The sequence below is a fragment of the Mycetocola miduiensis genome (genome assembly GCF_900115155.1).
GTDB lineage: Bacteria > Actinomycetota > Actinomycetes > Actinomycetales > Microbacteriaceae > Mycetocola_A > Mycetocola_A miduiensis.
Window position 1 is genome coordinate 507792 of the sequence record NZ_FOVM01000001.1, and the last position, 26431, is coordinate 534222.

Sequence of the window (26431 nt, forward strand, 5' to 3'; positions counted from 1 at the left end):
CTACGAGAAAGCGCCGTGCTAATCTATTTACTCGCCTAGCTAGATAAATCGGAGGATCATGATCGTCCAGGAAATGACCGAGCGTGTCGTCCTTCTCGACGCCTCCGGGACCCCGGTCGGCTCTGACCTCAAGTCGACGGTCCACACCGCGGACACCCCGCTGCACCTGGCATTCTCGTGCCATGTCGTCAACGCAGCCGGCGAGGTACTCGTCACCCGCCGTTCGCTGGGAAAGAAGACCTGGCCAGGCGTGTGGACCAACTCATTCTGCGGGCACCCTGGGCCTGACGAAGCATCCGCCGACTCCGTCGTCCGCCGCGCCGCGCACGAGCTCGGGCTCGACCTTCATACCCTCGATCTCGTACTTCCGGACTTCCGCTATCGCGCGGTCGACGCATCCGGCATCGTCGAGAACGAGATCTGCCCGGTCTACGTCGCCCGAGTCGACACGGAGCCTGCCCCCAACCCCCACGAGGTGATGGACGTGGCCTGGGTCGACCCGCTCGCCCTGGGCGAAGCCGTCGCGCTGACGCCGTGGGCCTTCAGCCCGTGGCTCGTGCTTCAGGCGGAGCAGCTCGAGCTGCTCGGCGGAAATCCCGCACGATCGGCTCCGCGATGACCGGTGTGCTCACAGACTTCGCCGGGACCGGCGTGCACGAGGCGGTTCAGGACCGCCTCGACGCGTTCTTCACCGACCGCATCAGCCTGGCGACCGCCTACGGCGACAACTACCGGTTGCTCTGGGAAGCTGCCAGGTCCGCGAGCCAGGGCGGCAAAATGTTCCGCCCCGCCCTCGTCGTCGGCGTCTACCGCGATTTCGGCGGCACCGACGACGACTCCGCCCTCCGCATCGCCACCGCGTTCGAGCTGCTGCACACGGCGTTCCTCCTGCACGACGACGTGATCGACCGCGACCTGGTCCGTCGTGGTGTTCCCAACCTCGCCGGGTCCTTCGCCGCGGATGCCTCCGCGAGGGGTGCCACGGACGCCGCGGCACAGACCTGGGGCCAGGCATCCGCGATCCTCGCCGGCGACCTCCTCATCCAAGCCGCCCAAGGGTTCCTCGCCCGGCTCAGCGCTCCGAGCGCCGTGCGCGACGCACTGCTCGACCTCTTCGACCGGAGCATCTTCGTCACCGCCGCCGGCGAACTGGCCGACGTGGCGTTCAGCGCCGGCGTCCGGCTGCCGTCACTCGTCGACGTCATGGCGATGACCGAGCAGAAGACCGCGAGCTACTCATTTGAGGCACCGCTCAAGGCCGGCGCCATCCTCGCCGGGGTCGACGCCGACGTGCTCACGATCCTCGGTGAGTTCGGCCGCCTCGTCGGTGTCGCGTTCCAGCTCCGTGACGACCAGCTCGGGGTCTTCGGCGATGAGAAGGTAACGGGAAAGAGCGTGCTCAACGACCTGCGGAACCGCAAGGAGACCCCGCTCATCGCCCATGCCCGATCGACCCCGCGGTGGGCGCAGATCGAGGAGGCCCTCTACGACCTCGAGACGTTCGACGCCGACGGATCCACCGTGAGGGCCGCCCTCGAGGAATGCGGTGCACGCACCTTCGTCGACGCGCTGATCGACGACCACGTGTCGCGTGCCGAGAGCCTCCTCGACAACTCCCATCTGCCATCCGTTCTGGTGGGGCACCTGCGCGACGTCGCCAGGCACGCCGTGGTGCGGGCGGCATGAGGCCACGAAAGCCCGTCGCATCGAGCGACCTCTCCCTGTACACGCGAGTCGCCCACCGGAGTTCTTCACGCGTCATCCGCGATTACTCCACCTCTTTCGGCCTCGCCTCACGACTGCTGTCCGGAGACGTCCGAAAGCGCGTCGAGGACATCTACGCGCTTGTCCGGGTCGCAGACGAAGTCGTTGACGGCGCCGCCGAGCAGGCGGGGCTCGGGGTGGACCGGCAACGTGCGCTTCTCGACGCCCTCGAAGCCGAGACGGCCTCAGCCCTCGGGGACGGCTACAGCACCAACCTCGTCGTCCACGCGTTCGCGATCACCGCACGCGAAAGCGGCTTCGGAGTCGATCTCACCGCCCCCTTCTTCGCGTCGATGCGACGGGATCTCAGCGCCGTGAACTTCACCGAGGCGGAACTCCGCGAGTACATCTACGGCTCCGCCGAGGTCGTCGGGCTGATGTGCCTTCGCGTGTTCCTCCGCGGTCGGACCATCGAGGACGCACAGCGGCTCCGCCTGGAGGAGGGGGCGCGACGGTTGGGCGCCGCTTTCCAGAAGATCAATTTCCTTCGCGACCTGGCGACCGACTGGTCGACGCTCGGCAGAAGCTACTTTCCCGGCATCGACCCCGGCCAGCTCACCGAGCAACAGAAGCTCGCGCTCGTCGCTGACATCGAGGCGGACCTCGACGCAGCGGGATCCGTTCTCCCCGAGCTGCCCGCGAACTGCCGCCGCGCGGTCGCCGCCGCCCATGGCATGTTCAGCATCCTGACCGAACGGCTGAAGTCGACCCCGGCCCGGGACCTGCTGGCCGCTCGGGTCCGGGTGCCCACCCGGACGAAACTTGCCGTCCTCGCCCGCACCCTGATGCCGGCGCGACCCCTGTGACCGGCGTGAGAGCCCGGTCGGCCATCGTGATCGGAGGAGGCATCGCCGGTCTGGCCACTGCTGGGCTTCTGGCAAAGGACGGCTTCACGGTGACGCTGCTCGAAGCCCGCTCGGGAATCGGCGGGCGGGCGGGGAGCTGGGAAAAGGATGGCTTCCGATTCGACACCGGCCCGAGCTGGTACCTCATGCCGCAAGTCTTCGACCACTTCTTCCGCCTGATGGGCAGCTCAGCCGACCACGAGCTCGACCTGTCGAAGCTCGACCCCGGGTACCGCGTGTTCTTCGAAAAGCACGACGAGCCGATCGACATCGCCGCCGACCGTGAAACCAACCTCGACACCTTCGAACGGATCGAACCGGGTGGGCGCGCCGCACTCTCCCGCTACCTGGCATCCGCCCGCGACACGTATGAGATCGCGGTCCGGCGCTTTCTCTACAGCACCTTCCAGTCGTACCGCACCGCGCTCACGCGTGATGTCGTCGGCCGCAGCGGGCGTCTCGCGCGACTTCTGCTGCAGCCACTGGACACGCTCACCTCGCGGTCATTCGCCGACCCGCGCCTTCGCCAGATCCTTGGCTACCCGGCCGTCTTCCTCGGTTCGTCACCGTTCGCCGCCCCCAGCCTCTATCACCTGATGAGCCACCTCGACCTCGAAGACGGGGTCTACTACCCGCGCGGTGGTTTCTTCGAGGTGATCAGGAGCATCGAGGGCCTCGCGACGGCGGCCGGCGTCACGGTGACGACGGATGCCACGGTGACCGCCATCACGACGGACGGCGCGAAACGGGCGCGCGCGACCGGTGTCCGCTACACCGACGCCATGGGCATCGGCCAGCACCTCGAAGCGGATGTCGTCGTGTCAGCGGCCGACCTGCACCACACCGAGACCACGCTCCTGCCGCCGGCACTGCAGAGTTACCCCGAAAGCTGGTGGGACAACCGCGTCCCCGGTCCGGGAGCCGTGCTCCTGATGCTCGGCGTCGAGGGCGGATTGCCCGAACTCGCCCACCACAGCCTGTTCTTCACCAAGGACTGGCACGACAACTTCGACCGGATCTTCGGCGAGACGACGTCGATACCGGATCCGGCGTCGATCTACGTCTGTCGGCCGAGCGCGACCGATGACACCGTCGCCCCCGCCGGCCACGAGAACCTCTTCGTCCTCGTTCCGGTCCCTGCCGACCCGGGAATCGGCTCCGGTGGCGAAGACCGCAGTGGTGCACCTGTCGTCGAAGAACTCGCCGACACCGTGATCGCGCAGATTGCGACGTGGGCTGGCATCCCGGACCTTGCCGAGCGAGTGGTGGTGCGTAAGACGGTCGGACCGCAGGATTTTAGGGATGACCTCAATTCCTGGCGCGGAACATCCCTCGGCCCTGCGCACACCCTGCGGCAGAGCGCCTTCCTGCGGGGAAAGAACGCGTCGTCCAAGGTCGACGGCCTTTACTACGCCGGGGGCACGACGGTGCCAGGGATCGGGCTGCCCATGTGCCTGATCAGCGCTGAGCTCGTGCTCAAGCGCATCCGCGGCGACCTCAGCACCGGTCCACTTCCCGAGCCGCTATGAGCGTCGTGTACTTTCTCGTGCTGCTCGCCTCGATCGGCTGTATGGTGCTGCTCGATCGGCGCTTCTCGCTGTTCTTCTGGCGCGACGCCCGCCGCGCCGCGATCGTCCTCGCGGTCGGAGTCGTCTTCTTCGTGCTCTGGGACCTGCTCGGAATCGGGCTCGGCATCTTCTACCGGGGCGAAACCGCGTTCATGACGGGAATCGTCGTCGCGCCGGAACTTCCGCTCGAGGAACTCTTTTTCCTCGCGTTCCTCTGCTACCTGACGATGGTGCTCCTCACCGGCGCCGACGCCCTCTTCCGCGCCCGGGCGGTGAGACGATGACCTATGTCACTCTCAGCCTCGTCTTCCTCGCAATCGCTGCCGCGGTGCTTACCGTCGCACTGGCCACCGCGCGCGACCGGCGGAGCCTCCTCTCCCGCTGGTGGTTGCCGGCCCTCGCCACGGCAATCGCCCTCACCGTGCTCACCGCCGTGTTCGACAACGTCATGATCGCGACGGGGCTCATGGTGTACGAACCGGTCCACCTCGCCGGTATCCTGATCGGCGCTGCGCCGCTCGAGGACTTCGCCTACCCGGCCGCCGCGCTCCTCCTGTTGCCCGCTGTCTGGCTGCTCCTCGGCCGATTGGGCGGAAAGGGCGCCGATGCCGACGAATAGCCCCACCCGGGTCGCCGGGCAGCTGCTGCTGTCGTCACGGCCGCTCAGCTGGATCAATACGGCCTTCCCGTTCGCCGCGGCCTATCTGCTGACCGCCGGCGTGGTCGACCTCGCCCTCGTCGTCGGAACGGTCTTCTTCCTCGTGCCGTACAACCTGGCGATGTACGGGATCAACGACGTCTTCGACTACGAGTCGGACCTGGCCAATCCGCGCAAGGGCGGCGTCGAGGGCGCCGTGCTCGACCGCAGCCTGCACCGGTGGACCCTCCTCGCCGCCGCCACCACCTGCATCCCCTTCGTCCTCGTGCTCGTCCTGCTCGGCGGCCCCGGGTCGTGGCTCGTCTTGGCCATCAGCCTGTTCGCCGTTGTCGCCTACTCGGCGCCCGGGTTGCGGTTCAAGGAGCGGCCGTTCCTGGACTCGGTGACCTCGAGCACGCACTTCGTCAGCCCCGCCGTGTACGGGCTCGTCCTCGCCGGTGCCACTCCGACGCCTGAGCTGTACGCCTTGCTCGGCGCATTCTTCCTCTGGGGCATGGCCAGCCACGCTTTCGGCGCCGTGCAGGACATCCTCCCCGACCGCGAGGGCGGCATCGCCTCCATCGCCACGGTGCTCGGAGCGGCGAAGACCGTGCGGTTCGCGCTCGGCGCCTGGACGGCTGCCGGGTTGCTGATGCTCTTCACCGAATGGCCGGGCCCGCTCGGAGCACTCCTCCCGCTCCCGTACATCGTCGCCGCGCTGCCATACCGCTCTCTCAGCGACGCCGATTCGGAGCGTGCCAACCGCGGCTGGAAACATTTTCTCTGGCTGAACTTCCTCGTCGGCTTCCTCGTCACCATGCTGCTGATCGCGTGGTCCTTCCTCCGCTCATAACTCAGCCTGCAGCTGCGCCCGTGCTCCACTGTGCCGCCGATCCGGCGGCCAGCCAACGTTCCAGGCTGAATTGTGCGCCCTGAGCGGACGGAACCCGTGCTGCTCAGAGCACCTGGATTCAGAATGTATCCTTGACTGGTGCTCATGTGTCTGACGGCGAGTCACAAAAACGCCTCCTTCGACCTCCTCGAGCGTCTCTCCGGGGGCGCCGAGTTCGTTGCCGAACGCATCACCGGCCATTCCGAATGCGTCAGCGGAGCCGTCGTCATCTCGACCTGCAACCGTTTCGAGGCGTACATCGACCTCGACGAGCCGGTCACGGCAGGCCACCAGGTGGGCGTCGAAGCCGCAACCGCCGCGGTCAGCGCCGCCTCAGGCATCCCGGCCGAAGAGCTGCGCGCGACCTGGAGCGTCCACACCGACGAGGACGCGGCCAGGCACCTCTTCGCCGTGTCATCCGGCCTCGAATCCGTCATCGTCGGCGAGGGTGAGATCGCGGGTCAGGTGCGTCGGTCGCTTGAGACCGCCCGGAAAGCCGGCACCACCACCAGCGACCTGGAACGACTGTTCCAGCGCGCGTCGCAGACCTCCCGCGGCGTGAAGAACAACACCCCGCTGGGACGAGCCGGCCGTTCGATCGTGCGCCTCGCCCTCGACCTGGCTGAGAGCCGCATCGTCGACTGGTCGGCCGTCCGCGTGCTGCTCATCGGCACCGGCGCCTATGCGGGCGCAAGCCTCGCCGCGCTCCGCGACCGCGGCGTCACCGATGTCCGGGTGTACTCCCCTTCCGGCCGCGCTGCCGGTTTCGCCGCGAGCCACGCGATCCGGGCGGTTGAAGCGGATGCTTTCCCGCGTGAAGCCGCGGAGGCGACCATCGTCGTCACCTGCACGACGGCATCCGGCTTCGTCCTCGACGCCGCCCTGCTGACCGCCGGCCGCCGCGCGTCTCAGGAGTCCCTCCCGATCTTCGAACACGACGGCACCCCCGGTTGCCCGGTTCACTCGGACGCCGGCCAGCTGGTCATCGACCTCGGACTGCCCCGCAACGTCGACCCCGACGTCGCCGGTGTGCACGGGGTGGACCTTCTCGACCTCGAGACGATCCGCATCCACGCACCGCTCGAGGAGCTGCAGGCGACGGACCATGCGCACGACATCGTCGACCGCGCCGCCCGCAAGTTCGCCGCCGTCACCGACGAGCAGAGCCTCGCTCCCGCCGTCGTCGCCCTGCGCCGGCATGCCCAGGAGCTGCTGGAGTCAGAGATCGAACGGGTTGCCCCTCGCGACCCGGACGGTGTTGCCCAGCAGGCACTGCGGCACATGATGGGCCGGCTTCTGCACACTCCGACCGTGCGTGCCCGTGACTTCGCTCGCGCCGGAGACGCCCAGCGCTACATCGATGCCCTCGATGCACTGTTCGGTCTCGCCGTGCAGTCGGAAGCGGTCGTCGACCTTGAGGAAGACGAAGTGGCATCCTGAGCTGACGCTCGTCCCGGCTCGCGCCGGAGTTCCCCTCGCCCGTCACGCACGGCAGCAAACGGAAAACGCCCGCACCACGAAAGCGTGGCGCGGGCGTTCTGGAAAAGACGATCTAGTAGGTCTCGAAGCCTGTCGATCCCGCAGAGCCGAGGATTGCGAAAAAGGCGATGATCGCGATGATGTAGCCGATCGTGGAGAGAGCACCGATCACGATACCGATGATGGCGAGAACCTTGCCCTGCTCACCGGTGCGCTTGATCTGGTTGAGCGAGATGATACCGAGGACGATGGAGATGAGAGCGAAACCGAGGATCGAGCTCACCAGGGTGATGATCGCGAGTACGTTCCACTTCTGCGACTGCTGGCCGTAGCCCTGGCCACCGTACTGGGGAGCGCCGTACTGCGGTGCGTTGTACTGCGGTGCGCCGTACTGCGGAGCCTGCTGCGGGTTCTGACCGTAGGGCTGATTCGAGCCGGCCGGGGGTACTGGCGGAATGTTGTTGTCAGTCATAGTGCTCCTTTGTAAGCCGGCTTCCATGCTGGCAGTCGGCGTAGGTGAGTGTCAATTGCGGTGACGGCGCATGGGATGGGCAGAACTGCCCTCTTCGCGGGGGTGATGACCGCGGCCGTTGCTCACCCTTTCGTTGCCGCCCACCTTATGCCTCTAATGGAAGGAGGGGAAGAGCAAAGGCCGCCCCGGATCCGGGACGGCCTGTGCTCTGCTGCGGTTCGGACGCTTACGCGCCCTTCAGCCGCTCGGCGAGGTACAGGTAGAGCTTGTCGACAGGAACACGTTCCTGGGCCATCGTGTCGCGGTCACGCACGGTGACGGCGTGGTCCTCGAGCGAATCGAAGTCCACGGTGACGCAGTACGGAGTGCCGACCTCGTCCTGACGGCGGTAGCGGCGGCCGATGGCGCCGGCGTCATCGAAGTCGATGTTCCACGACTCACGCAGCTCGGCCGCGATCTTCTTCGCGATCGGCGACAAGGCCTCATTGCGGCTGAGCGGAAGAACAGCAGCCTTCACGGGTGCAAGGCGCGGGTCGAGCTTCAGCACCGTGCGCTTGTCTGTGCCGCCCTTCGCATTCGGTACTTCCTCTTCGTGGTACGCGTCGACCAGGAACGCCATGAGCGAGCGGGTCAGTCCGGCCGCCGGCTCGATGACGTACGGAACCCAGCGTTCGTTCTTGCCCTGGTCGAAGAACGAGAGGTCCTTGCCCGAGTGCTCGGCGTGGGTGGTGAGGTCGAAGTCGGTGCGGTTCGCGACACCTTCGAGCTCGCCCCAGTCCCCACCGACGAAGCCGAACTTGTACTCGATATCGACGGTGCGTTTCGAATAGTGCGAGAGCTTCTCCTGCGGGTGTTCGAACAGACGCAGGTTCTCGGGGTCGATACCGAGGTCGGTGTACCAGTTGTACCGGTAGTCGATCCAGTACTGGTGCCACTCTTCATCGGAGCCGGGCTCGACGAAGAACTCGAGTTCCATCTGCTCGAACTCGCGGGTGCGGAAGATGAAGTTTCCGGGCGTGATCTCGTTGCGGAAGCTCTTGCCGATCTGGCCGACACCGAACGGCGGCTTGATGCGGGCGGCCTGTAGCACGTTGGCGAAGTTCACGAAGATGCCCTGAGCCGTCTCGGGGCGCAGGTAATGCATACCCGACTCGTCCTCAACAGGGCCGAGGTAGGTCTTGAGCATCATGTTGAAGTCGCGGGGAGGCGTCCACTCGCCACGGGTTCCGCAGTTCGGGCAGGCGATGTCGAGCATCCCGTTCTCCGGGGGGCGGCCCTTCTTCTCCTCGAATGCTTCGAGCAGGTGGTCCTCGCGGAACCGCTTGTGGCAGCTGAGGCATTCGACGAGCGGGTCGGTGAAGACTCCGACGTGGCCGGATGCTTCCCACACCTTCTTGGGGAGGATCACGCTGGAGTCCAGGCCGACCACATCGTCACGACGGGTGACCATGTGCTTCCACCACTGGCGCTTGATGTTCTCCTTCAGCTCCACTCCGAGGGGCCCGTAATCCCAGGCGGATCTCGAACCTCCGTAGATCTCACCGGCCTGGAAGACGAAGCCGCGGTGGCGGGCGAGGGCGATGACTGAGTCGAGACGGCTGGATGCGGCCACTATGGCTCCTGATGCAAAAAAGAGGCCCGTGCCGGCTGCACGGACGCTCCTCCAGCTTAGCCGCGCCTCCTGAGCGCGGTCGCCGCCGAGAGATTCGGGCCGCCACGTCGCCCCGGCTGTCATCCGCGCCGGCATCCGCAACCACCGAATCCGCTCAGCCCGCACCCCGGCAGGCGAACGTAGACTGACGGAATGCCTGCGCCGCACACGTCCGAGTTCCGATCTCGTGAGCGTGTCACGGTCGTTGCGGAGAGCGGCATCCGTACAGCGCAGAGCTTCATCCTTCTCCACGGGATCGGCATGGGCCGGCGCTACTGGGGCGCGCTCACCGACACTCTTGGGCAGCACGGGCGGGTGTACGCACTCGATCTGCCTGGCTTCGGCGACGCCCCGGAGCCCGAGTCACCACTCGACATGCACGAGTTGGGCGACCTCATCGCGGAGCTCGTTGAACGCCTCCACATCGCGAACCCGGTTCTCGTCGGGCACTCGATGGGAGCCCAGGTGGCTGTCGAAGCGGCCGCGCGGCATCCGGAGCTCTTCGACCGCGTCGTTCTGATCAGCCCCACCGTGAACCCGGAGGAGCGTGTCGCCCGGATACAGGCACTGCGACTCGTGCAGGACCTCTGGGGCACACAGCTTCGGGTGATCGGGTACGGGCTGGTCTACTACCTCAAAGCCGGGCCGCGCTGGTACTTCAAGACCCTCCGCATGATGATGGACCACCGCGTGGAGGAGACAATGCCGCAGGTGACAGCCGACACGCTCGTCGTGAGGGGCACCGAGGATTTTCTCTGCACGAAGGAGTGGGTCGACCGGATCGTCGCGACGATCCCGAGCGCCCGGCTCGTGCAGGTTCCTGGAACCGGACACGAGGTGATGATGACCAACGGGAAGACGGTTGGCGGCCTCATCGCCGACCATACGGAGGGAAAACGGTGAGCACGCTGCTGCACAAGGTCAGGGTTTGGGCCGTCGACTATGTTGATGCCGGCGTCGTTCACGCCCGGTCGACGCTGGCCTGGACCGTCCCGCCCTCGTTCAGCGTTGGTGAGCCCGGCAAGCCGACGATCGTGCTGATTCCTGGCGTGTACGAGCGGTGGAACTTCCTGCGGCCGATTGCCGAGCGGCTCAACGCCGCCGGATATCCGGTCAGCGTCGTGCACGGCCTGGGCTACAACCGCCGCCCGATCGTGGAAACGTCTGAGCGGCTCGCGCGCGCACTGTCGCGGGTGTCGGCGAACCCGGCCGGCCGGCTGATCGTCGCCCACAGTAAGGGCGGACTCGTCGGAAAGCACATGCTGGTCTCGTCTTCGGACGAGCTGCATCTGCTGGGCCTCGTCGCCATCTGCACACCGTTTGCCGGCTCGCGGTACGCCCGCTACGTGCTCGGCCAGACCCTGAGGGCGTTCATCCCGACGCACGAGACGATCGTCAGCCTCGGCAAGAACTCAAGCGTTAATGCCAGGATCGTCTCCATCTTCGGCGGGTTCGACCCGCACGTGCCCGACGGCAGTGTGCTTGTCGGCGCCACCAACGTGAAGCTCCCCGTCGACGGACACTTCGCCATCCTTCACCAGCCGCAGACGCTGGACGCGGTGACGGATGCCGTCGACCTCCTGGTGCGTTCGTCGGAGGCGTCAGCAGTGCTGCGTGCCGCCCCGGTGGCGTAGTAGGGAGCCACCGGCGGGGCAGTACCGAGCGCCGCACCCACAGTGAGTGTTGCTGGGCGCTTCTGGTCGAATTTCCGCGCCGAAGTCCGGCCAAAAGCGACCGAGCAACGAATCCATGCAGCCAAAAGCGACCGAGCTAGTGAATGTACTCCACGAGGTCGAGGCCCAGGGTGTGGAGGGAGTCGTACACAGCGAGCCTCGTCGAGAGGTCGGTGTCGGCGAAGGACACGGCGACCGCATAGGCGACCCCCGCCCGCGGCCCACGGACCACGCCGGCGTCGGCACGCACACCGGGGTCGACGCCGGTCTTGTTGAACATCTGGATGCCGTGGTCCCCCGAGCGGTGCGACAGCGGGTCCATGCCAAAGGCGGATGCCACCATCGACAGGTCGGCGTTGAGCGAGAGCCAGCCGGCCACCCGCTGGCTTGTAGCCGCGTCGACGATTTCGCCCCTGGCGAGAGCGGAGAACAGCCAGGCGACTTCTTTCATCGAGCCGACCGACAGGTGCGGGGCGTCGTCAGGGCCGCGCTGGTCACGGACCCGGTCGAGGAGGGCGGTTCGCTTCAGCCCGATCGACTCGGCCCGCCTGCGCACCGAGTCGAGTCCGATCAGCCGCAGCAGCACATTGGTCGCGAGGTTGTCGCTCGTTGCGCCGATCAGCGCAGCGAGGTCAGCCACGGGGAGCGAAGGCGCCTGAAGGTGCTGCCAGATTCCGGAATCACCGACCGAATCGTTGGACTCCCGGTCCATGATGGTGAGCGCCGCGAACTCCGTGTCGGACAACCGGGCGGCAACCTCGATTAGCAGGAGCACTTTGCCGATCGAGGCGGTCGGCATGACGACGTAGTCATCGACGCTCAACAACTCCGCGCCCGTCGACAGGTCCGTGACGCGTGCCGAGACCTGCACGCCGTTCCGGGCGAGGAATCCGAGCGCCTTCAGGCTCCGCGCGAACGTTTCAGCGGGCTCGGCCGACCGGTGCCTGGCGCGTCGACGCTCCCGTTGCCGCGTACGGCTGTACGACTGCGGTGCAGCTGGATGTTGCGTCGACGGTACCACTGGATTTGATCTCCGTAGAGTGAGCGGTTCGATCGCGGAAGCTCGCGCCGATCACAGATTGCCTTGGTCCGGCCGGAAAAATGGATGCCCGCCCCTCGCGGGAAGCACGGACGATCGCCGTGGCCGTAACTCCAAGTATCGCAGACCTGCCGCGGTCGGAGGAGGCGGCTACCAGATGGTGACCCGCTGCGACGGGTCCAGCCAGAGGGCATCCGCCGGGGTGACGTCGAAGGTCTGGTAGAACTCGTCGATATTCCGCACGATCTGGTTGCAGCGGAACTCGTTCGGCGAGTGGGGGTCGATCGCGAGGAGCCGGATGACCTCGGCGTCGCGGGCTTTCTGCTGCCAGGCCTGCGCCCAGGAGAGGAAGAACCGCTCGGCGCCGGTGAGCCCGTCGATCACCGGCGGCTCCTCACCGGCGAGCGAGATCAGGTAGGCCTTCCACGCGATCGACAGGCCACCGAGGTCGCCGATGTTCTCACCGATGGTGAGTGCTCCGTTGACGTGGTGGTCGGCGACCTGGGCCGGTGCAAGGGCATTGAACTGGGCGATCAGCGACGCTGTTCGCTTCTCGAACGCCTTGCGGTCCTTCGCGGTCCACCAGTCGGTGAGCTTTCCATTGCCGTCGTACTTGGAGCCCTGGTCGTCGAATCCGTGCCCGATCTCGTGCCCGATGACCGCACCGATCGCGCCGTAGTTCGCGGCGGCATCCCGGCCCTGCTCGAAGAAAGGGAACTGCAGGATGGCGGCGGGGAACACGATCTCGTTGAAGCCGGGGTTGTAGTAGGCGTTGATCGTCTGCGGAGTCATGAACCACTCTTCGCGGTCGAGCGGCTTGCCGATCTTGCCGAGCTCGCGGTTGAACTCGAACAGACTGGCGCGGCGGACGTTGCCGAGAAGATCGGTGCGTTGCACGTCGAGGCTCTCGTAGTCGCGCCACTTCGAGGGGAAACCGATTTTCGGCGTGAACTTCTCGAGCTTCTCGAGTGCCCGTTTGCGGGTGTCGTTACCCATCCAGGTCAGCGTGCTGATCGACCCGCGGTACGCCTCGACCAGGTTGTCGACGAGCACATCCATCGAGGCTTTCGCCTCGGCAGGGAAGTGTCGGTCGACGTAGATCTTGCCGACCGCTTCACCGAGCACGCTCTCGACGAGCGAGACACCCCGCTTCCAGCGGTCGCGAATCTCAGGCGTCCCCGAGAGGGTGCGGCCGTAGAAACCGAAATTGGCCGCCACGAAGTCGCGCGAGAGGTACGGTGCCGCACCATGGATGACCTTCCACGCGAGCCAGTCCTTCCACGCCTCAAGCTTCGACGACACCAGCAGCGGAGCGAGCCCGGCGAAGAAGCTCGGCTGACGGACGACGACCTCGTCGAATGCCCCCTCTGGCGCACCGAGGGCCTGCAGCCAGGCGTCGATCAGCGCACGATCCCCGTCACGGCCGGAGAACAGCGCGGCGGCCTCGTCCCAGGTGTGCAGGTTGTAGGTCGCTTCGCTGTCGCGGGAACGCACGTTGTCCCAGTGCACGGCAGCGATCGCGGTCTCGATGTCGAAAACGTGCTGCGCACGGGCGGCGGCACTCCGGAACTGCGAGCCCCCTGGCACGCCTTCTGCCACGAGCTCGAACATCTGCTCAATGTGGGAGACGTACGCCGTGCGGATCGAGGCGAACTTGTCGTCGCGGTAGTAGCTCTCGTCTGGCAGCGAGATCCCGCCCTGCTCGAGGAGCACGAGGTAGCGCTCCGGGTTGCCGGGGTCGTTGTCGACGTAGAGCTGGAAGAACCCGCTCACCCCCGCGCGGTCCAGTTGGGCCGTTGTACGCACGAGCTGCTGGATCGAGCCGATGTTCTCGATGGCGGCTAGCTGTCCGGCAATCGGCGTCGCACCGAGCGCTTCGACCAGGCCTTCGTCCATGAAGCTGGCGTAGAGGTCGCCGACCTTGCGCTGCTCCGGATCGGCGTTCGCGTCGACCGCGGCGTCCTGCGCCTCGAGGATGATCGCCTGGACTGCCTTTTCGGCCTCCTCGGCGAGCATGTGGAAGGAGCCCCAGCGGGCTTTGTCCGCCGGGATCTCGGTCCGGGCTAGCCACTTGCCGTTGACGTGCCGGTACAGGTCGTCCTGCGGCCGCACCGCTGGGTCGAGTTCGTCGAGGGAGATTCCGGAGGGAAGAGCCGCGTTCGTCATAGGTCCACCCTAGGAGACTGATGCACGTTACGGGCGGACGATTTCCGACTGCGGTCACCCCCGTCACGGATCATCCGACGGCGACATCCCGCCGCCGGAAGAAGATGAGCGCGGCGGCACCGGCAATGATCGCCAGCCCTGCCATCACGAATCCCCCCGCCCAGTCCGTGTCTGCGCCGGACGGCACCGGTGTGTGGCTGAATGGTGACAGATCCGCCGTCCAGTCGGGCAGCCCCACGAGGGCACCGAACATGCCGAGGAATGCCGACAGCGCCAGCAACCCCCAGCCGAGCCCCGCCGTGAGCCGCGGCACGACCGACCAGACGAGGGCCACGCCGGTGAGGAACAGCAGAGCCGCAGGCAACTGGGCGACCGCTGCCGCGACCGAGTCCTCAATGCTCTCCTCCGGGGCACCCACCGCGAGTGCGGCGAGAACGGATGCCGTCCCGCCGGCCGCGAGGACCAGTACGACCGCGATCGCCCCGATCCCCATGTACGCGCCGGCCCAGGAGTACCGCGACACCGGCGTCGAGAGCACAAGTTCACCGTCGACGTGTGACTCCTCCTGGCGCAGCCGCACGATGGCCTGGATGGCGCACCCGGCGGCAACGACGCCGATGAGGGTGAAGATGACCGAGATGAACGCCTCGGTGAGGGTGTTCCCGCCCCGGGAGATCCGGGCGAGTTGGTCTGCGACGGGGCTGTCCGCGAGGTCGGATGTCGCGACGGCCGTCCCGAGGGATCCCCCGAAGACTCCGAACGCAGCCGCCCCGACGCACCAGGCCACGATCGACGGCCACTGCAGCCGCCAGGCCAGGCCGACAGAGTTGGCGAGAGATGGACGGGCCGTCGTCCTGCCGGTGTTGGTCGCCAGCACGCTCGCCCCGGTGTCCCTGTGCCTCGTGAGGAGTACGGCGACTCCGACGAGCAGAGCGGCGGTCGCGAGGCTCAGCAACAGCGGTGTCAGATCGTTCTCGGTGAACGGGCGCGTCTTTTGCGCCCAGCCGATCGGTGACAGCCAAGCCGGCCAGGCGCTGTCGACGCTCAGCCCGTCTGCTGACACCGTCCCGAAAGCGTCGGCGATCCCCCGCAACAGGTAGGTGAGGAGGACGACACCGACGGCGAGGCCGTTCGCGGCGCGCGAACTCGGCATCAGCTCGGATGTCACGCCGCCAACCGTCAGGAAGACGACGCCGACGGCAGCGAGCGCGAGGCCGCTGACGATTGAGCCGGATGCGTCCTGCCCGGCGACGATCAGGCACCCGGCCACCACGATCGCGAGCACCGCGTTCACCAGGAGGCCGTAGATGAGGGTCGCCAGCGCCGGGAACGTCCGGGCGGCGGGGGTCGATGCGACGAGGTCGGCGCGGCCGCTCTCCTCCTCCGCCCGCAGGTGGCGGACGGCGAGGAAGGTGTTCATCAGACCGACCAGCACACCGGTGAACGCCAGAACCGTGAAGATGAGCACCGCAGCAGCACCCGTGCCCTGCGGCACGCCACGGATGAACATGATGGCCGGATTCGCTGAGGCAAGCCGGACGAGTACCGTTCGCTCATCGACATCCCCGAACGTGTCCTCCAGGGCAAGCGCCGAGAACAGGATGAGAGCCCCGATCGACACCAGCCAGACCGGTGTCTGGATTCGGTCACGCCTCATCCGGTGCCGGACGAGGATCGCCAGGGTGCTCATCGGCTGACCCGGGTGTGGCGGGCGGCGCGCCGGGTCTGGCGGGCGGTATCGGTCGACGGGTCGCCGTAGTGGCTGAGGAACAGTTCCTCGAGCGAGGGCGGGGTCACGGTGAGGCCACGGACGTGGAGCTGCGCGAGCGTCGGCAGCACGTCGACGAGCTCGTCGCTGTCGGCGGTGAACCGTGCCCGCTGCCCGTCGATCACGAGGTCGTGGCTGCCGGGGATGTCGCGCAGTTCCGCTTCGGCGAGCCCCTCGGCCACGAAGGCGACCTCCGTGCGGGTGAGGTGCCGCAGGTCGGCCAGCGTGCCAGACTCGACGATCCGGCCGGCCCGGATGATGCTGACCCGGTCGCAGAGTTGCTCGACCTCGCTGAGGATGTGGCTCGAGAGGAGTACGGTGGCGCCGTCAGCCACCACAGCGGCGAGTTCCCGGCGGAACACGGCTTCCATGAGCGGGTCAAGCCCTGCGGTGGGCTCGTCGAGCAGGTAGATGCTGGCCCGGGTGGAGAGCGCGGCAATGAGTGCGACCTTCTGCCGGTTGCCGGTCGAATAGGTGTGGCCCTTGCGGCTCGGGTCGAACTGGAAGACCTCGGTGAGGTGCTCCCGCCGGGCATGGTATTCGGCCGGATCGTCGATGCCCCGCAGCCTGCTGAGCAGGTCGATCGCCTCACCGCCGGTGAGGGTTGGCCAGAGCGCGACCCCGCCGGGGACGTAGGCCATTTTGCGGTGGAGCGCGACGGCATCCGTCCAGGGGTTCCTGCCGAGAACGGACACACTGCCGGATGTCGCCCTGGCCAGGCCGAGGAGAATACGGATCGTCGTGGACTTGCCGGCGCCGTTCGGGCCGAGGAAGCCGTGGATTTCGCCCGTCGTCACGCTGAGATCGAGGCCGTCGAGGGCCCGGGTCTTGCCGTAGTACTTCCGCAGTTGCTGCGCTGAGATCACGGTGCTCATGCTGCGGACAATACGCTCGATCAGAAGTGTTGTTAAGCGGGTCAGGCGCCGTGTCGCAAAGGCGCTCGTCAGTCGTCGACGCAGAGGCAGAACGGATGCCCCGCCGGGTCGAGATAGACCCGGAAATCGTCTTCGCGGTAGCCGGCATCCGTGGCTCCGAGCGCCAGCACTTTCTGCTCCGCTGCATCGAGATCGACGACGGTGACATCGAGATGCGACTGCTGCGGCACGACCTGGCCAGGCCACTGGGGCGGGTTGTACCCGTCGACCAACTGAAAGGCGACACGGGGGCCGCCGTCCGCGCTCTTCAGCGCCACCCAGTCGGGTTCGTCGATGATGCGGCCCATACCGAGCAGCTCCTCGTAGAACGAGGCGAGCTCGTCGGGGTTAGGGCAGTCGAGGACCACACTTCGCAATTCTCCGATCACGATGCGAGACTACGGGCGTCGCCGCTCGCTGCGGAAGCCCTCGGAAGATCTCGACCGGCCGCGCAGATAGGCTCGATCAGTGACCACAGTGAACCGTGACATCCTTCGACTCGCGGTCCCCACCCTCGGCGCACTCGTCGCCGAACCACTGTTCCTCCTGGCCGATTCGGCCATGGTCGGACACCTCGGCGTCACCCCGCTCGCCGGACTCGGCATCGCCGGAGTGATCATCCAGACGATCATCGGCCTCATGGTCTTTCTGGCATACGCGACCACACCGGCGGTTGCCCGGCGGCTGGGTGCCGGCGATGAGCCGGGCGCGGTCTCCGTCGGCATTGACGGGTTGTGGCTCGCGCTCGGCCTCGGCGCGGTGCTTGCGGTCTCCGGCTGGTTCGCGACGCCGGTCCTCGTCGCACCGTTCGGTGCGTCGCCGGATGTGACGGAGCAGGCATCCGTCTACCTCTCGATTTCGATGGCCGGGCTGCCGGCGATGCTGCTCGTTTTCGCGGCGACCGGCCTGCTGCGCGGGCTGCAGGACACACGAACGCCGCTTTTTGTCGCGACCGCCGGCTTCGCGGTGAACATCGCGCTCAACTTCGTGTTCATTTATCTGCTGGAGTTCGGCATCGCGGGCGCTGCCATCGGGACGGTCCTCGCGCAATGGGGCATGGCCATGGCCTACCTGGCTGTGGTGATGCACCACGCCCGCCGAACCGGCGCGTCACTCCGGCCGCATCGGGAAGGCATCTCCGGGTCGGCGCTCTCGGGCGGCTGGCTGTTCGTGCGCACGGTGAGCCTGCGGGTTGCGATCCTCCTGGCCGCGTTCGTCGCAACGGGACTCGGCACGACCGAACTCGCCGGGTTCCAGATCGTGATGACCATCTTCACGTTCACCGCGTTCGCGCTCGACGCCCTCGCCATCGCCGCGCAGGCCCTCATCGGCAAGAGCCTCGGGGCCGCAGACACCACCCTGGTGCGCTCGATCCTCGCCCGATGTCTGCAGTGGGGAGTCGGCGCCGGCCTGGTCCTCGGGCTCATCGTGATCGCTACGTCCGGGGTCGCCGGGCTGCTGTTCACCGGCGACCCCGAACTGGCCCGATTCCTCATGCCGAGCCTCGTCGTGCTGGGCATCAGCACCCCGCTGGCCGGCTTCGTGTTCGTTCTCGACGGCGTGTTGATCGGCGCCGGTGACGCGCGGTATCTCGCACTCACCGGCATCCTGAACGTCGCGGTCTTCGTGCCCCTGGCCCTCTGGGTGCTCGTCGCCGCGCCGTCGGATGCCACGGGGCTCGCCCTGCTCACCGCCGCGTTCACACTGGGGTATCTGGCCGCCCGCGCCACGACGCTCGGGCTTCGAGCCCGCACGACGGCGTGGATGCGAACCGGAGCGTAACCCGCACGCGCTCGCCCTGAGCGGTCGCCGTCAACACACACTCAACAGGAAAAGAGGGCTCGTTTCGCCCCTGGCACCCTATTGAGGGCGCACCGGCTGGCAGACTCGGAGAATGTCGCCCCGGATCGTCGTCGCGCACGGCTACCTCGCCTCGCCGAAAAAGCACTGGTTCCCATGGCTCGTCGACCAGTACGCCCCTGGCGTCGTCCAGATACCGGCGCTGCCGAACTCGACGCGCCCGCAACCAGGTCAGTGGCTCGATACCATGCGGGATGCCGTCGGCGAGGTGAACGACGACACCATCCTCATCGGGCACAGCCTGGGCTCGATCACCACGCTCCGGATGCTCGCCCAGTGGCCGCGACCGTGGACGCTTCGCGGCCTCATCCTGGTGGCAGGCTTTGCGCAGCCGCTGCCGAACCTTCCGAAGCTCGACCCGTTCACCACGGCACCGCTGGATGTGGAGGTGATTCTCGACGGCGCCCGGCAGAGGCACGTGCTCGGGTCAGACAATGACACCACCGTCGCGCCGCCCATCACCGCTGCCCTGGCTCAGGGCCTGGAGGCGCCGCTGACGGTCATCCCGGGTGGCGGGCACTTCGTCGAACGACAGGGTTGCCGGTCACTTCCGGAGCTATTACCGGTTCTCGACCGGATGCTATCGGCCGACCTTCACACCGGGCGCTAAAAAAGTCCTCGCGAAAGTGAGGTTAGGCATGCCATACTTAGGCAATGCTAACTACGACGGAAGCTCGTCCGCGGACGATCCCGAACTTCCGGCCATACGCCGTGTCTGTTGCCGGAGTGCAACGACTCAGCCCCACGTTCGTGCGGGTCACGTTCACCGGCGCTGAGCTGTCCCACTTCGGCACGCACGGCCTCGACCAGCGCATCAAGATCGTTCTGCCTCTTCCTGGCGTCGGCATCACTCCGCTCGACGAAACCGACTGGTTCGGCGGCTGGCGCGCTCTGCCGGACGAACTCCGCAACCCGATCCGCACGTACACGGTCCGCGCCGTGCGCCCCGGGCGCAGCGAGGTCGACGTCGATTTCGTGCTTCACGGTGACGGTGGGCCCGCCTCACGCTGGGTGCAAAACGCCCGCATCGGCGACGAGCTCTGCGTCGTCGGGCCGGACTCCCGCGGCGAAGACCCCAGCGTCGGCATCGAGTGGAAGCCCGGCGCGGCGAAACGCATCCTGCTCGCCGGCGACGAAACCGCCACCCCCGCCATCTGCTCCATCCTCGCTTCCCTGCCGCGGAGCGCACGAGGCTGCGCCTTCCTCGAGGTTCCACACGAAGCGGATGCCGTCGCCACGGGCGCGCCGGACGGCGTCGAGGTCACCTGGCTGGCCCGCGGCGATCAACCCCACGGCTCGGCGCTCGAACCCGCCGTCCGTTCCTGGACCGCAAGTTACATCACCGACGCCCACCACGGCGCCGACGTTTCTGACGTGGACATCGACCACGAGATTCTCTGGGAGGTTCCGGAGCCGTCGACACGCGGCAGCGAGCTGTACGCCTGGCTTGCCGGTGAGGCAAGCGTGATCAAGACCCTCCGCCGATTCCTCGTCTCAGAAACCGGACTCGACCGCCACCAGGTCGCCTTCATGGGCTACTGGCGCACCGGCCGGGCCGAGAACTAAACCCCGCCGCCCGACTTCCCTCGCGAGCACCCGAACATTCCGATTACCTCTACCCGCCCGAACCAGCCGCGCCCCGCGGCATCCGCTGCATCCACCGAAGGGATTCCCAGATGCACACTCCTCCCTCTTTGCGACGTCGCGCCACCTCACTCCGCCGCGGCGCCACCTCACTCCGCCGCGGCGCCACCATGCTGGCCGTCGTGGCGACGAGCGCCGTGCTGCTGTCAGGCTGCGCCACCACGGCATCGAGCGAGACGGACGCCACCGCAACCGACAGCGGAGCGTTCCCTGTGACGATCGAAAGCGCCCTCGGCGACGCCGTGATTCCCAGTGAACCGAAGAGCGTCGTGACGATCGGCTGGGGTTCGGCAGACACTGCGATCGCCCTCGGCACCACACCGGTCGGCGTCGAGGCCGCAACGTGGGGCGGCGACGAGGACCAGTACTTCCCGTGGGTCCGCGATGCCATCGAGAAGAAGGGCGACGACCTCCCGACGACGTTCAACGTGTACCCGGAGATCGACGTGGAAGCGGTGCTCGAGCTCGCCCCAGACCTGATCCTCGCGCCCCAGTCGGGAATCTCGGAGGACGAGTTTGCGACCCTCAGCGAGATCGCTCCCGTCGTCGCCTACCCCGACTCCGCCTGGCGGACCACCTGGGACGACCAGATCGAGATCATCGGCAAGGCGCTCGGCAAGAGCGACGAGGCAGCCGAGCTCATCACCGGTATCGACGAGGACATCGCCGCCGCAGCAGCGGAGCATCCCGAATTCGCCGGCCTGAGCTTCGCCTACGTCTACGCCGCAGAGCCGGGCGCCCTCGCGCTGTACCAGGCCGGCGACCCCCGCGTCGACCTGATCACGGGCCTCGGCATGACGATCGACGAGAGCGTCGGCGAGGTTCCGCTCACCGACGGCAGCTTCAGTTCGACGGTCGGGCTGGAACGCGCCGACCTGCTCGATGACGTCGACGTGCTCTTCACCTGGTTCAACGACGAAGAGAACCAGAAGCTCATCGAGGCGCAGCCGCTGTTCGCGCAGATCCCCGCTGTTGAGCGTGGGTCGTACGTGCCGAGCGTCGACAACCAGTTGGGCATGGCGTCGAGCATGATCACGCCGCTCAGCGTTCCGTGGGCTCTCGACAAGTACATTCCGTTCATCGAGGATGCCGTCACCAAGGCTGCGAAGTAACGGCGGCTCCGTTCGCCGCCATACGCAGAGATGACCGCAACGGCCCTGTCGACGGGCGCCGGGTTCACCCCCGGCGCTCGTCGGCGTACGCCCAGGCTTCTGGTCGGCTTGGGGATCACGACGCTGCTGCTCGTCGTTCTTATCCTGCTCAGCCTCGCGGTCGGCAACAAATACATCCCCCTGCCAGACGTCTGGAACGCCCTCTTCGAGCCCGGTGACAGCTATGCGGATGCCGTGATCGCGAGCCGGGTTCCCCGCACCGTGCTCGGGCTGCTCGTCGGTGCGGCGCTGGCCGTCGCCGGAGGCGTTATGCAGGGACTCACCCGTAATCCGCTCGCCGACCCGGGGCTCTTCGGCGTCAACACCGGAGCGGCCGCCGCGATCGTCACCGCCACGGCGCTCGGCGTGAGCGGCGCCACGAGTGTGTGGGTCGCCCTGCCCGGTGCGTTTCTCGCGGTGATCGTCGTGTACCTGCTCGGCTCCGGTCGCGGCAGGGCCACCCCCGTGCGGCTCGTCCTCGCGGGCGTGGTCGTGTCGTCGGTGCTTGCCGCCTATATCCAGGCGGTGTCGCTGAGTTTGCCGAAGGTCTTCGACGCTTACCGGTTCTGGGTGATCGGCTCGCTCGCCGGGCGGGATCCGCAGCTGATCTTCGAGGTCCTTCCCTTCATCCTCGTCGGCTTGCTGCTCGCCCTCGCCCTGTGCGGTTTGCTCAACGCCCTCGCCCTCGGCGACGACACGGCCCGGGCCCTCGGTGCCCACGTCGGCCGCACCCGCATCCTTGGCGCCGTCGCCACGACCCTGCTCTGCGCGGCGGCCACCGCTGCGGTCGGGCCGATTCTCTTCGTCGGGCTCGCCGTGCCGCACATCGTCCGCACTCTCACCGGCGCCGACCACCGCTGGCTGCTCCCGTACTGCCTCGTCGCCGGCCCAGCGCTTATCCTCGCCGCAGACATCCTCGGTCGCATTCTCGTCAGTCCGGCGGAACTCATGGTCGGCGTGGTCACCGCCTTCGTGGGCGGACCCATCCTCATCCTCGCCGTTCGCCGGATGAAGGCGACCGCGTGACGGGGAGCGTGGCGACTGCCGTCCGCCCACACCCGCCGACCCTGCGGATCGGTGGCTGGCTGAGTCTGCCGCTGCGGGCGCGTTCGCTCGTGGTCGGCGGCAGCCTGCTCGTGGTAATTCTCGTCGTCGCTGTGCTCACGCTCACCCTCGGCGAACTTGGGATCGCCCTCGGGAACATCGTGCCCACCGTGCAGGGCGCCGGTACGAGGCGCGACGAGATCGTGCTCCTGGCCTTCCGCGGGCCGCGGCTCGTCGTCGGACTCGCCGCGGGCGCTGCCCTCGCCGTTTCGGGCGCCCTCTTCCAAACCGTGACCCGTAACCCGCTCGGCAGCCCGGACGTCATCGGCATCACGTCCGGCGCCTCGGCCGGTGCCGCCGCGTTCGGGCTGCTCTGGCCTGGCATCCTCCCGCTGCCCGCCGGCGCCCTGGTCGGTGCGTTCGTCGCCATGGCGCTCGTCTTCATCGGCACCGGCAGCGGCTTCTCCTCCCCGGCACGGATGCTCCTGGTCGGCATCGGCGTGTCGGCCATGTCGCTCGCGTTCGTGCAGTGGGTACTCGTCCGGGCCGGGCGCGAGCAGGCGACCGTGCTCGCGTCGTATCTCAACGGAAGCCTTGCGGCGCGTGACTGGGACCACGCGACCACTATCGTGACCGCGGTCGTCGTGCTCGTGCCGTGCGCGCTGCTCCTCAGCCGTCGGCTGCAGCTGATCGAGATGGGTGACGAGCAAGCGGATGCCCTCGGCGCCCGAAGCGCGACCACCAGGACGCTCACCATCCTGGTGGCGATCGGACTTGCCACAGCGGCGGTGAGCGTGGCAGGACCGATCGCGTTCATCGCCCTCGTCGCACCCCAGATCGCCCGACGGGTCACCCGCAGTGCCGGACCGAACATTCTCGCGAGTGCACTCATGGGTGCTTTCCTGCTCGGCCTGGCCGACCTCGTCACCCAACAACTGCCGATCGACGTGACCCTGCCGGTCGGCGTGGTGACCGCGCTGCTCGGTGGAATCTACCTCGGCTTTTTGCTCATCGCCCAGTGGAATAAGGGGAGTCTCTGATGGCCCGAACAGGAACCAGCCCGATGGCATCCGACGCCCCCCACGCAGGCGCCAGCCGCCTTGCCGCGCGCAACCTGCGCCTCGCGTACGACAAGCGCGTCGTCGTCGACGACCTCTCGATCGACCTGCCTGACGGCGGGTTCACGATCATCGTCGGGCCGAATGCCTGCGGAAAGTCGACACTGCTCAAGGCGCTCAGCCGCACACTCAAGCCGGAGTCCGGGACCGTCCTGCTCGGCGGACAACCGATCGACTCGTACCGCAGCAAGGCCGTGGCACGGCAACTGGCGATGCTGCCGCAGAGCCCGATCGCACCCGAGGCGATCGCCGTGCGGGACCTCGTGGCCCGTGGGCGGTACCCGCACCAGGGATTGTTCCAGCAGTGGTCGCACGAGGACGAGCTCGCGGTGACGGATGCCCTCTCGTCGACCGGGTGCGCCGACCTGTCTGAGCGATTCGTCTCGGAACTCTCCGGGGGTCAGCGGCAGCGCGTCTGGATCGCGATGATCCTCGCCCAGCAGACCGACCTGGTTCTGCTCGACGAGCCGACCACCTTCCTCGACATCGCCCACCAGTATGAGGTCCTCGAGTTGTGCGCGCGGCTGCACGCCGAGGGTCGCACGCTCGTCGCCGTCCTGCACGACCTCAACCAGGCCGCACGGTACGCCACTCACCTCGTGGTGATGAAGGACGGCCGCGTCGTGGCATCCGGGATGCCGGGTGACATCCTCACCGCCGACCTCGTCGAGAGCGTCTTCGGGCTGCCCTGCGTGATCATCCCGGACCCGGTGACCGGTACGCCGATGGTCGTGCCGCGGGCCGCGCCGCTCGCGGGGTAGCCCACCCGCGCCGAGTTCACCTGTTCCGGACTGGCACACGCGGTGCACCGGATGCTTCCGTCCGGAGCGCATGAAGTAGCGGGCGGCGCGGGGCCGGGTGTGCGGCATCCACCGATCGGTTGATGGCCGATTCAGCCGGATCACCGCTACCGGGCCCTGCACGATGGCGGCACGCTGGAACCATGAACCAGCACGCCCCATCCTCCGACACCATCGTCGAGGTCGAAAACCTCGGCAAACGCTACGGCAGCCTCGTCGCTGTCGACGACGTGAGCTTCAACATCTGCCGTGGCGAAACTTTTGCCCTCCTCGGCCCGAACGGCGCAGGCAAGTCCACAACCATCGAAATCCTCGAAGGCTACCGCGACCGCACCAGCGGGACCGTGCGCGTGCTCGGCGTCGATCCGCAGAAGGGCGGCGTCGCATGGAAGGCACAGCTCGGCATCGTGCTGCAGTCCAGCGCAGAGGCAGCGCAGGTCACCGTCCGCGAGCAGGTGGAGCAGTTCGCCGCCTACTACGACCACCCCAGGGACGTGGAGGAGGTGATTGCCGCCGTCGGCCTCACCGAGAAGGCGAAAACCCGCATCGGCAAACTGTCCGGCGGCCAGCGCCGTCGCGTCGACGTCGCCCTCGGTGTCATCGGGCGACCACAGTTGTTGTTCCTCGACGAGCCGACCACGGGGTTCGACCCCGAGGCACGTCGCCATTTCTGGGAGCTCATCCGCTCGCTCAAGGCAGACGGAACCACCATCCTCCTCACGACCCACTACCTCGACGAAGCCGCCCAACTGGCCGACCGGGTCGCTGTCATCGCCGCCGGCAAGCTTGTCGAGATCGGGCCGGTCGACACCATCGGAGGAGCCGAGGCTCGGGTCCCGATCGTCCGCTGGCGCGATCACGCCGGTCTCCATGAGGAACGCACCCTCGAACCCGCCGCCCTCGCCGCCCGGCTGCTCGACGCGGCCGCGGGCGAGCCCCGCGACCTGGAAATCGTCCGACCTAGCCTCGAAGACGTCTACCTCGGCCTTGTCGGGGCCGCAGACCGCAACCCAGCCTCCGCCAGAACAACAACAGGAGAACCAGCACATGTCTGAGCAGACCCTTAACCGGCCGACCGTTCCGACGGGCGTCCCCGCCCTCTCGCGCGGGCGCGGCATCCGCCTGGGCCTCAAGCGCATCGGCTACGAGGTGCGCGTGTACTTCCGGCTCGGCGACCAGGTGTTCTTCACGTTCCTCTTTCCCGTCGTCATGCTCTCGATCTTCAGCGCGGCATTCAGCGCGAGCGGCAACGTCGGCACCAACGCAGACGGCAGCGGCGGAATCAGCCAGGGCGCATACTTCCTTCCCGGGATGATCGCTGCAGGCATCCTGCTCTCCGGTGTACAGAACCTCGCCACCGATATCGCCAACGAGAAGAGCGACGGCACCCTCAAACGCCTGGGCGGCTCCCCGCTACCGGTGATCAGCTACTTCACCGGCAAGATGGGCCAGGTCTTCGTGACCTCGATCGCGCAAGTGGCGCTGTTGCTCGTCGTCGCGCGCGTGGTGTTCTCGATCGAACTCCCGACGGAGCCCGAGAAGTGGGTGACCTTCGCGTGGCTCTACCTGCTCGGCATCGTCACCTCGGCCGTGCTCGGCATCGCGCTATCCGCCGTACCGCGGTCGGGCAAGAGCGCGACAGCGGTGGTCATTCCGATCGTGCTGGTGCTGCAGTTCATCTCGGGCGTCTACCTGATGTTCACGATGTTGCCTGAGTGGCTCCAGAACATCGCCAGCCTTTTCCCGCTCAAGTGGCTGGCGCAGGGAATGCGATCGGTGTTCCTGCCTGAGAGCTTCGCTGCCCTCGAGCAGAACGGCGCGTGGGAACTCGGCGCGGTCGCGATCAACCTCCTCATCTGGTGCGTCCTCGGACTGGTGCTCTCCCGCCTCAGCTTCCGCTGGATCCGGAAGGACGGCTGAGGGAAGCGCCGCGGTTTCACCCGCTG

Annotated in this window: 26 protein-coding genes; 19 read left to right on the top strand and 7 right to left on the bottom strand. The window is 67.3% G+C overall.

Translation table 11 applies throughout. From position 1 onward, the window contains the following. The first annotated feature begins 58 nt into the window (after positions 1 to 58). The 8 genes from idi (at position 59) to BM197_RS02500 (ending at position 7146) form a co-directional block, all read left to right on the top strand. Positions 59 to 619: an isopentenyl-diphosphate Delta-isomerase gene (gene idi, locus BM197_RS02465; protein ID WP_090708480.1), complete on the top strand. Its 561-nt coding sequence runs from the start codon at positions 59 to 61 to the stop codon at positions 617 to 619. Further along, on the top strand, positions 616 to 1686 hold the full coding sequence (locus BM197_RS02470; protein WP_090708482.1) for a polyprenyl synthetase family protein: 1071 nt from the start codon (positions 616 to 618) through the stop codon (positions 1684 to 1686). The genes idi and BM197_RS02470 overlap by 4 nt, the downstream gene beginning before the upstream one ends. Continuing rightward, entirely contained in the window at positions 1683 to 2570 is an 888-nt protein-coding gene (locus BM197_RS02475) for a phytoene/squalene synthase family protein (protein WP_090708483.1), read from the top strand. The genes BM197_RS02470 and BM197_RS02475 overlap by 4 nt, the downstream gene beginning before the upstream one ends. Positions 2571 to 2575: 5 nt before the next feature. Further along, positions 2576 to 4138, top strand: coding sequence for a phytoene desaturase family protein (crtI, locus tag BM197_RS02480; protein WP_090708955.1), 1563 nt, complete (start codon positions 2576 to 2578; stop codon positions 4136 to 4138). Then, positions 4135 to 4461 (top strand): lycopene cyclase domain-containing protein, encoded by a 327-nt coding sequence (locus BM197_RS02485; RefSeq protein WP_090708485.1) that lies wholly within the window; start codon positions 4135 to 4137, stop codon positions 4459 to 4461. Before crtI ends, BM197_RS02485 begins: the two co-directional genes overlap by 4 nt. Next, positions 4458 to 4796 carry a lycopene cyclase domain-containing protein gene (locus BM197_RS02490; protein ID WP_090708487.1) on the top strand — a complete coding sequence of 113 codons (339 nt, stop codon included), beginning with the start codon at positions 4458 to 4460 and terminating at the stop codon, positions 4794 to 4796. Before BM197_RS02485 ends, BM197_RS02490 begins: the two co-directional genes overlap by 4 nt. Further along, positions 4783 to 5667, top strand: a complete 885-nt coding sequence (locus BM197_RS02495; RefSeq protein ID WP_090708489.1) for a prenyltransferase — start codon at positions 4783 to 4785, stop codon at positions 5665 to 5667. Before BM197_RS02490 ends, BM197_RS02495 begins: the two co-directional genes overlap by 14 nt. Positions 5668 to 5805: 138 nt before the next feature. Further along, on the top strand, positions 5806 to 7146 hold the full coding sequence (locus tag BM197_RS02500; RefSeq protein WP_090708491.1) for a glutamyl-tRNA reductase: 1341 nt from the start codon (positions 5806 to 5808) through the stop codon (positions 7144 to 7146). Positions 7147 to 7258: 112 nt separating this feature from the next. Here the strand turns inward: BM197_RS02500 and BM197_RS02505 are convergent, their stop codons facing one another. Further along, the gene (locus tag BM197_RS02505; protein WP_177216687.1) at positions 7259 to 7657 is read right to left on the bottom strand and encodes a DUF4190 domain-containing protein; all 399 of its coding nucleotides are present in this window, start codon (positions 7655 to 7657) and stop codon (positions 7259 to 7261) included. Between the two features lie 226 nt (positions 7658 to 7883). Beyond that, positions 7884 to 9269 (bottom strand): glycine--tRNA ligase, encoded by a 1386-nt coding sequence (locus BM197_RS02510; protein WP_090708494.1) that lies wholly within the window; start codon positions 9267 to 9269, stop codon positions 7884 to 7886. Between the two features lie 192 nt (positions 9270 to 9461). Between BM197_RS02510 and BM197_RS02515 the strand changes: the two genes are divergently transcribed. Together BM197_RS02515 and BM197_RS02520 are read left to right on the top strand one after the other, a co-directional pair. Further along, complete coding sequence (locus BM197_RS02515) at positions 9462 to 10211, top strand: alpha/beta fold hydrolase (RefSeq protein WP_090708495.1); 750 nt, start codon at positions 9462 to 9464, stop codon at positions 10209 to 10211. Beyond that, the gene (locus BM197_RS02520) at positions 10208 to 10942 is read left to right on the top strand and encodes an esterase/lipase family protein (protein WP_090708497.1); all 735 of its coding nucleotides are present in this window, start codon (positions 10208 to 10210) and stop codon (positions 10940 to 10942) included. Before BM197_RS02515 ends, BM197_RS02520 begins: the two co-directional genes overlap by 4 nt. Positions 10943 to 11078: 136 nt before the next feature. On the opposite strand, the gene BM197_RS02525 is transcribed toward BM197_RS02520, so the two are convergent. The 5 genes from BM197_RS02525 to BM197_RS02545 all read right to left on the bottom strand — a co-directional run bounded on the left by BM197_RS02525 (position 11079) and on the right by BM197_RS02545 (position 17257). Beyond that, the gene (locus BM197_RS02525; protein ID WP_090708499.1) at positions 11079 to 12002 is read right to left on the bottom strand and encodes a serine hydrolase; all 924 of its coding nucleotides are present in this window, start codon (positions 12000 to 12002) and stop codon (positions 11079 to 11081) included. Positions 12003 to 12170: 168 nt separating this feature from the next. Then, positions 12171 to 14186 carry a M13 family metallopeptidase gene (locus tag BM197_RS02530; RefSeq protein WP_090708500.1) on the bottom strand — a complete coding sequence of 672 codons (2016 nt, stop codon included), beginning with the start codon at positions 14184 to 14186 and terminating at the stop codon, positions 12171 to 12173. Positions 14187 to 14256: 70 nt separating this feature from the next. Then, positions 14257 to 15876 carry an ABC transporter permease gene (locus BM197_RS02535; protein WP_090708505.1) on the bottom strand — a complete coding sequence of 540 codons (1620 nt, stop codon included), beginning with the start codon at positions 15874 to 15876 and terminating at the stop codon, positions 14257 to 14259. Further along, positions 15873 to 16829: an ABC transporter ATP-binding protein gene (locus BM197_RS02540; protein ID WP_090708506.1), complete on the bottom strand. Its 957-nt coding sequence runs from the start codon at positions 16827 to 16829 to the stop codon at positions 15873 to 15875. The genes BM197_RS02535 and BM197_RS02540 overlap by 4 nt, the downstream gene beginning before the upstream one ends. Before the next feature lie 68 nt (positions 16830 to 16897). Further along, a complete protein-coding gene (locus BM197_RS02545) occupies positions 16898 to 17257 on the bottom strand; it encodes a VOC family protein (protein ID WP_218151796.1) in 360 nt (119 codons plus the stop codon). A 79-nt stretch (positions 17258 to 17336) separates the two neighbouring features. Here BM197_RS02545 and BM197_RS02550 point away from each other — a divergent pair, with 79 nt between their 5' ends. The 9 genes from BM197_RS02550 to BM197_RS02590 all read left to right on the top strand — a co-directional run bounded on the left by BM197_RS02550 (position 17337) and on the right by BM197_RS02590 (position 26405). Then, positions 17337 to 18650, top strand: coding sequence for an MATE family efflux transporter (locus tag BM197_RS02550; RefSeq protein ID WP_090708508.1), 1314 nt, complete (start codon positions 17337 to 17339; stop codon positions 18648 to 18650). 112 nt (positions 18651 to 18762) lie between these two features. Next, complete coding sequence (locus BM197_RS02555; RefSeq protein ID WP_090708509.1) at positions 18763 to 19338, top strand: RBBP9/YdeN family alpha/beta hydrolase; 576 nt, start codon at positions 18763 to 18765, stop codon at positions 19336 to 19338. Positions 19339 to 19382: 44 nt separating this feature from the next. Next, positions 19383 to 20294 (top strand): siderophore-interacting protein, encoded by a 912-nt coding sequence (locus BM197_RS02560; protein ID WP_090708510.1) that lies wholly within the window; start codon positions 19383 to 19385, stop codon positions 20292 to 20294. 110 nt (positions 20295 to 20404) lie between these two features. Beyond that, a complete protein-coding gene (locus BM197_RS02565; RefSeq protein WP_090708511.1) occupies positions 20405 to 21484 on the top strand; it encodes an iron-siderophore ABC transporter substrate-binding protein in 1080 nt (359 codons plus the stop codon). A 30-nt stretch (positions 21485 to 21514) separates the two neighbouring features. Beyond that, positions 21515 to 22549, top strand: coding sequence for a FecCD family ABC transporter permease (locus BM197_RS02570; RefSeq protein ID WP_090708512.1), 1035 nt, complete (start codon positions 21515 to 21517; stop codon positions 22547 to 22549). Continuing rightward, a complete protein-coding gene (locus BM197_RS02575) occupies positions 22546 to 23607 on the top strand; it encodes a FecCD family ABC transporter permease (protein ID WP_090708513.1) in 1062 nt (353 codons plus the stop codon). The genes BM197_RS02570 and BM197_RS02575 overlap by 4 nt, the downstream gene beginning before the upstream one ends. Continuing rightward, positions 23607 to 24446, top strand: a complete 840-nt coding sequence (locus BM197_RS02580; RefSeq protein ID WP_218151797.1) for an ABC transporter ATP-binding protein — start codon at positions 23607 to 23609, stop codon at positions 24444 to 24446. Before BM197_RS02575 ends, BM197_RS02580 begins: the two co-directional genes overlap by 1 nt. A gap of 182 nt (positions 24447 to 24628) precedes the next feature. Beyond that, entirely contained in the window at positions 24629 to 25540 is a 912-nt protein-coding gene (locus BM197_RS02585; RefSeq protein WP_090708516.1) for an ABC transporter ATP-binding protein, read from the top strand. Further along, a complete protein-coding gene (locus BM197_RS02590; RefSeq protein ID WP_090708517.1) occupies positions 25533 to 26405 on the top strand; it encodes an ABC transporter permease in 873 nt (290 codons plus the stop codon). Before BM197_RS02585 ends, BM197_RS02590 begins: the two co-directional genes overlap by 8 nt. The last annotated feature ends 26 nt before the right edge of the window (positions 26406 to 26431 follow it).

Excerpts from the sequence above, each read along its gene's own strand:
- BM197_RS02470 (WP_090708482.1), top strand. The coding sequence starts at position 616 with ATGACCGGTGTGCTCACAGACTTCGCCGGGACCGGCGTGCACGAGGCG.
- BM197_RS02570 (WP_090708512.1), top strand. The coding sequence starts at position 21,515 with ATGACCGCAACGGCCCTGTCGACGGGCGCCGGGTTCACCCCCGGCGCT.
- BM197_RS02560 (WP_090708510.1), top strand. The coding sequence starts at position 19,383 with ATGCTAACTACGACGGAAGCTCGTCCGCGGACGATCCCGAACTTCCGG.
- BM197_RS02490 (WP_090708487.1), top strand. The coding sequence starts at position 4,458 with ATGACCTATGTCACTCTCAGCCTCGTCTTCCTCGCAATCGCTGCCGCG.
- BM197_RS02475 (WP_090708483.1), top strand. The coding sequence starts at position 1,683 with ATGAGGCCACGAAAGCCCGTCGCATCGAGCGACCTCTCCCTGTACACG.
- BM197_RS02535 (WP_090708505.1), bottom strand. The coding sequence starts at position 15,876 with ATGAGCACCCTGGCGATCCTCGTCCGGCACCGGATGAGGCGTGACCGA.
- BM197_RS02530 (WP_090708500.1), bottom strand. The coding sequence starts at position 14,186 with ATGACGAACGCGGCTCTTCCCTCCGGAATCTCCCTCGACGAACTCGAC.
- BM197_RS02555 (WP_090708509.1), top strand. The coding sequence starts at position 18,763 with ATGTCGCCCCGGATCGTCGTCGCGCACGGCTACCTCGCCTCGCCGAAA.
- BM197_RS02485 (WP_090708485.1), top strand. The coding sequence starts at position 4,135 with ATGAGCGTCGTGTACTTTCTCGTGCTGCTCGCCTCGATCGGCTGTATG.
- BM197_RS02495 (WP_090708489.1), top strand. The coding sequence starts at position 4,783 with ATGCCGACGAATAGCCCCACCCGGGTCGCCGGGCAGCTGCTGCTGTCG.
- BM197_RS02540 (WP_090708506.1), bottom strand. The coding sequence starts at position 16,829 with ATGAGCACCGTGATCTCAGCGCAGCAACTGCGGAAGTACTACGGCAAG.
- BM197_RS02515 (WP_090708495.1), top strand. The coding sequence starts at position 9,462 with ATGCCTGCGCCGCACACGTCCGAGTTCCGATCTCGTGAGCGTGTCACG.
- idi (WP_090708480.1), top strand. The coding sequence starts at position 59 with ATGATCGTCCAGGAAATGACCGAGCGTGTCGTCCTTCTCGACGCCTCC.
- BM197_RS02580 (WP_218151797.1), top strand. The coding sequence starts at position 23,607 with ATGGCCCGAACAGGAACCAGCCCGATGGCATCCGACGCCCCCCACGCA.
- BM197_RS02585 (WP_090708516.1), top strand. The coding sequence starts at position 24,629 with ATGAACCAGCACGCCCCATCCTCCGACACCATCGTCGAGGTCGAAAAC.
- BM197_RS02590 (WP_090708517.1), top strand. The coding sequence starts at position 25,533 with ATGTCTGAGCAGACCCTTAACCGGCCGACCGTTCCGACGGGCGTCCCC.
- BM197_RS02565 (WP_090708511.1), top strand. The coding sequence starts at position 20,405 with ATGCACACTCCTCCCTCTTTGCGACGTCGCGCCACCTCACTCCGCCGC.
- BM197_RS02505 (WP_177216687.1), bottom strand. The coding sequence starts at position 7,657 with ATGACTGACAACAACATTCCGCCAGTACCCCCGGCCGGCTCGAATCAG.